The sequence below is a fragment of the Ohtaekwangia sp. genome, from assembly GCF_036568665.1.
Lineage (GTDB): Bacteria > Bacteroidota > Bacteroidia > Cytophagales > Cyclobacteriaceae > Ohtaekwangia.
Map to the genome: position 1 here is coordinate 1 of NZ_DATCSD010000404.1, position 5313 is coordinate 5313.

Annotated in this window: 6 protein-coding genes; all 6 read right to left on the minus strand. The window is 45.4% G+C overall.

Annotated elements, in window-relative coordinates; genetic code table 11:
• Positions 1–572: TonB-dependent receptor plug domain-containing protein (locus VIN08_RS23720; RefSeq protein WP_414693310.1), on the minus strand; the 572-nt coding region annotated here is incomplete at its 3' end.
• Positions 573–687: 115 nt separating this feature from the next.
• On the minus strand, positions 688–2274 hold the full coding sequence (locus VIN08_RS23725; RefSeq protein WP_331970767.1) for a phosphatase PAP2 family protein: 1587 nt from the start codon (positions 2272–2274) through the stop codon (positions 688–690).
• Positions 2275–2288: 14 nt separating this feature from the next.
• A complete protein-coding gene (locus VIN08_RS23730) occupies positions 2289–3197 on the minus strand; it encodes a transporter (protein ID WP_331970772.1) in 909 nt (302 codons plus the stop codon).
• A gap of 196 nt (positions 3198–3393) precedes the next feature.
• Positions 3394–3936 carry a hypothetical protein gene (locus VIN08_RS23735; RefSeq protein ID WP_331970775.1) on the minus strand — a complete coding sequence of 181 codons (543 nt, stop codon included), beginning with the start codon at positions 3934–3936 and terminating at the stop codon, positions 3394–3396.
• 106 nt (positions 3937–4042) lie between these two features.
• Positions 4043–4672, minus strand: coding sequence for a 16S rRNA (guanine(527)-N(7))-methyltransferase RsmG (gene rsmG, locus VIN08_RS23740; RefSeq protein WP_331970778.1), 630 nt, complete (start codon positions 4670–4672; stop codon positions 4043–4045).
• A gap of 37 nt (positions 4673–4709) precedes the next feature.
• On the minus strand, positions 4710–5313 hold a 604-nt coding region (locus tag VIN08_RS23745), incomplete at its 5' end, for an RNA polymerase sigma factor (protein WP_414693311.1).

A 5313-nucleotide genomic window follows, 5' to 3' on the forward strand; every position in this document is an offset into this window, starting at 1 on the left:
CCCGTGGTACCGCCTATAGCATTGTAGGTACTCATCATACCGAATGAGCCAACGGAATTTATACTTTCAAAAGTAATGTTGCGTACAGAATCAGGTTGCTTGGAAACATAGTTGAGCATACCACCAAACTGTGCGCCATATTGCAGCGAACCGGTTCCTCGCACAATCTCAATGCGGTCAACAGCTTCTATCGGCATACTATAGTGGCTGGCCGGATAACCATACATATCGGAATTGGTAATAATTCCATTCTTGCGAATGTTATACTCCCAGCCCCGATGCGGATCGAGTCCGCGGGTTGAAATGTTCATCTGGTTTCCTGAGCCGTCCATGTCATATACAAATATACCGGGCACCTTAGAGAATATCTGTCGCGGTGTTTTCTCGGCAATGTTCACATTCATATTCTGAACATTGATTACTTCATTTTTTATACCGCCTATTAAAAACGTTCCGTGTGTAGCGGGTAAGCGTTCTACATCCAACCTGTTTCCATGAATCGTAACTTCTTTCAACTGTTTTGCTTTTGTTGAATCTACCTGTGCCTTCGCAGTAAGTACCGTGACTATCACAAAAAAAAGTATTTTGTAAAATCTTATCATCCTGTACTTTTTGAAAGAACCGGAGAGACTCCGAAAAGTCCCCCGGTTATTAACCAAAAATCTATTTTCTTATCTATAGTATATATTAATCAGCACCATCGGTTTGTGCGAATGCCACTACAAATCCTCCTACATTTTTACCTTGCTGCAAACCTACCTCTATATCCGAGCGGTAATGTATACCGGCATACAGACGTGAGCTTGATGCCTCTGCTGCTTCACCCACGAAGTAATCGCTGTTGGCGGGAAACAGATACGCGAGGAATGTTGAAGCTGCTCCGGAGAACGTTGAGTGCCCGGAAGTAAAGGCCGGGAAGTTCGGCACACCGGTTCCGGTTTTTATTACAGGGTTCATCTGCGAAGGACGAGGATTGAAATAAAAATATTTTGTATCCCAGCAGCACACAGCCGCATCATGCAGTGCCATATTCAATAGAGCAAAGGCACGTGCTGCTCTTACTTCGCTATAGTTTGCATCGCGTATATACTCTGCTGCTATATCATTCCAGTGTCCCGGAGGCGTATAGGTACCGGCACCATCGGCCCACTTGTGTACAATAGCCAGCCGCTCGCGCGTAAGATTTTGAGAATACCATTTCACTTCATCCACTTCTGTTTGCATCTCGGCAGAAGATGTTAATGGCGGAGGTGCCGGGCGACCTGCTGTTATCTGGTCAGGCGTCATTGTCCAGGCTTTTACTTTACCAAATACCGGCAACATCGGAGGGCGCTTCGGTGTTTCTAAACTCATCCACGGCACTTCTCCTTTTGCTTTTGCTCCGTCTTCCAGACTTTGCCAGAGTGTTTTATTACCACCGGCTGCTCCCATACCATCGCCTCTGGCACGAGTAATGAATAACGCAGCTACAGATTTACCCAAAGCAAGTCCCGCAGTTATATCGCTTGTAGAAGCTTTACCTGACCACAATGCTGCGTTGCGTTGCTCTGCTGCTTTCAAAGTAATTTCTTCTACGGCTGCCGGGAAAAGTAATTTCAGCATCTCGGCTGTTACACCGGATAACACTGCGTCATGCGAAGGATATGAAGGAAGACCTGTTTCCGGCATCAGTGATTGTATACCGCTATCATTTTTATAGGGTGACGGGCGATCGTACTGATACATATAGTGCCATGCCGCTTTCAGTGCTTCATACTGCGCTACACTTACATAGCTATAGGCACGTGCTGCATACGGAGGATTGGCAAACGGAAAGTTAGGATCAGCAAACGGGTTCTCTGCATCCGGCACCGGATAGGTACCATCCGCTTTGGGTGCTGGTGGTAAATTATAGCGTGCCACAAGTCCGCGCAATATCTGGTTCCAGCGAAGTATACCGCCACCGCTCCAGTATTCTATAGCTCCCTTTTGTTCTTTGGTAAGTTTGCTCTGTGCATCCTTAATAGTAGCCAGCTCTGCTTTATAGGCATCGGATGTTATATCGGCAGGCGGGTTAAATACTTTGGGTGTAGAGTTCTCTACAATGTTCACGATCTTATCGATTGTAAAAGTATTGGCATCCACCGGACTCCAGGTTTCAGCATCTTCATCCAGGCTTGCAGGTTCAAGGGGGGTAAGTGTTTCCTGTAGTTCTATCTCTTTATCGCAGCTCGCTACAATGCCCAACACGAGTGCAAAGGTTATCAGCAATGTATAGTATAAATTCTTTTTCATATATAGAGGTGGTATTACTGGTTCTTCTCAAACTTCAAAGTATATAGCAGGCCGGTCATTAACGTGGTTGACTGGCCCACGTTGCGTCCGCCAAAAGTATATGCACCCGAGGCGCGCACTGCAAGGCCGCGGGGCTTCGGCAGGTAATACATCAGTAAGGCTCCTGCTTTTATATAGTTCATCCGGTTCGATACAAAAGGCATATCCTGCCGGCGAATGTCTGCACCTCCAAGAGTATTTTGTTGCATATAGTTTAACTCTGCCTGCAGCGGACCTATATGATACCCTATACTGGCAAATACATCAAATACATTTGGCATCTTTACTTCATCGCTCAATACAAATTCATTTCCGTTAAAGTAAGCCGGGCGATCGAGTTTAGTATTGCTTCTCCAGGTATATCCACCGGAAGCATTTACATACCAGTCGTGAAATTTATAGTTAGCCGTAAGGCGGTACATCAGGTTGGTAGTATGCGTACCCAGAGCTAACGGAAAAAAGTCGGGAGTATAATCGCTTAGCGGTGTCGAGAAGTTGAGCACTGCAAAGGTATTGAATGCACTATTCTCCATTTTCTTCTGGAAGAAATTATACTTTACACCAAGCGACAGATCCTGAAGACCTTCCATACCATGCAGGGTTCCCTGGCTGGCTTTTGTCTTTACATACGGCACCATGGCAATCACGTTTATTTTGTTGGTGATACCATAATTACCGACCCACGTCAGGCTTTGTGTTGTTACATGCCCGATGTTTCCATTGTCACGTTTCAGTTCTCCTTCCCAATAGTCCGTCCAGCGATCATGCGAATACATAAAGCCGGTACAAATGTTCTTCTTGGGCATCATGAGCCCGTCCGTCAGGGTTTGTGAGAAAGAGAGTGTGGGAATGATTCCCAGCAGTAGCAGGTAGATTTTCTTCATATATAGTTTTGGGATAAAATGGTTTCCAGTTGGCGGTGATCTCCTGTAAAAAAATCACACAAGAGCTGTTCTCCTTCTTGTCTGTACAGATGTTCTTCTGCGAAGCATGTTACCGTATAGACTATAGCTATACTATATATAGAAACCTAAAATGATCGTTGAAAGAAAAATGTACGGTAGAAGGAATAGGGAACGGCTACGCTCTTTCAGGAGGATGTACGATCGAAGCAAAGAAAGAGTCGATCAGCATAGCAGGTTCTTTCGCCTGGCGCACATCGCTCGACCAGCCCAGTGTTGCCTGCCTGATCGTATAGGTACTTACTAAATATTCTTTTATAAATGCCGGAAGTGTTGGCGCCTGGTGCCCTCCGTTAGAAGGATTGTCCGTAAAGGTCTTTACATAATCCGCCAGCGCCTGGTCAATACGCGTGCTCTGTACATCCTTTATACATACTATATAGAGTGTATCCTGTGCGTGGCGCTGCTTTACCATGCGGTACATTTCACCATGGTGCACAAACTCGCCATCTACACGCTGGTATTCCTGCGCATCGGAGGCGTATGGCAATGCCAGCGGCACTTTAATGGTTACTGTTTCTAATGATTGATATTGCTCAGCATCGAATTGCTGTATGAGTTGCTGGCGGTTTTGATAATGCAGCCCGAAGAACAGACCATAGTATCCCAGCACATTGAAGAGCAGCAGGAAAATGAACACTATGGATACTAATTTTCGCACCGGGGCAGGGTTTGGGTTACTACATAGTTAGAAAAATTAGTTTAATAAAACAACGGCTGAAATCGTTTTCAATAAGGGCTGGCGGAGATTTGCCTGTTGAAACAGCTTATAGCGGAACGTAAACGACTTTTTTAGTCTCGAAAAATTCTTCGGTAAAATAATCGGAGAGATTATAAACCTGGTGGATTCGCTTGAGCTCGGCAAGCTCTTCATCGAGGTTGCCTCCTTTCAGATAGAGGATACCATTATCCAGCGGATGTATAGATTGCTTTTTGGTTTTACGGTGTATCCATCCATAAAACTCTTTCAGGCGGGTAACGGCACGGCTTACTATAAAATCATATTCGCCTTTTATCTGCTCGGCACGGTTCTGCTCGGCTTTTACATTCTTCAACCCTATACCTTCGGCCACGCCCTTTACTACGGTAATTTTCTTGCCGATAGAATCTACTAAATGAAAGTTCGTATCCGGAAAAAGTATAGCGAGTGGTATACCGGGAAAGCCTCCGCCCGTGCCTACATCCAGCACTGATGCTCCGGGTTTAAAGGCCATTACCTTGGCTATACCGAGCGAGTGGAGTATATGGTTGATATACAGGTTATCGATATCCTTGCGGGATATAACATTGATCTTTTCGTTCCAGTCTTTGTACAGATCGTAGAGCTTCGAAAACTGGTCTTGCTGCCTGGCAGTAATGTCAGGAAAATAATGAAGTATAAGGTCGGCTCGTTGCAAAGCTGCTGCTATATCTGAAATGAAAAATTATACTGTACTAAATATGATCGCGCTTGTTCTTTACCATCTCGAACATGAGCTCGCGCGCGCGGTGAAGCTGTGCCTTTACGGTACCGAGCGGTGCATCCAGTTCTACAGCAATCTCTTCGTATGAGAGCTCGTGGAAATAGCGAAGGCGTACCAGCTTCTGATATTTAGCCGGCAGCTTGTCTACAAAGATCTGTATCAGCTCCGCCTTTTGCGATTTGATGGTTTCTTCCTGCGGATCGAGGTTCTCGTCTTCCACATCGATGGAAACAGACTGGCCATCGTCATCGGTAAATGTATTTTCAATGCTGAGGGTGTTCAGCTTTTTCTTGCGGATAAAGTCAATCGTATTGTTGGTGGCTATGCGAAACAGCCACGTGCTGAATGTAAAATCTTTTTTGAAGCGATGAAGGCTGCGGAATGCTTTGGCGAACGACTCGATCGTGAGATCTTCAGCATCGTCTACATTGCGCACCATTTTCAGGATCATGTGATAAACCGGACGTTTATATCGCTGCATGAGTTTAGCATACGAGCTGTCATCGCCCGATACGGCCATATCAATCAAACGGAAATCTTCCAGTGCTTTTGACGAGAACCTGTTTTCTTCTTCT

Coding starts and splice junctions, on each gene's coding strand:
- VIN08_RS23725 (WP_331970767.1), bottom strand. CDS start 2,274: ATGAAAAAGAATTTATACTATACATTGCTGATAACCTTTGCACTCGTG.
- VIN08_RS23730 (WP_331970772.1), bottom strand. CDS start 3,197: ATGAAGAAAATCTACCTGCTACTGCTGGGAATCATTCCCACACTCTCT.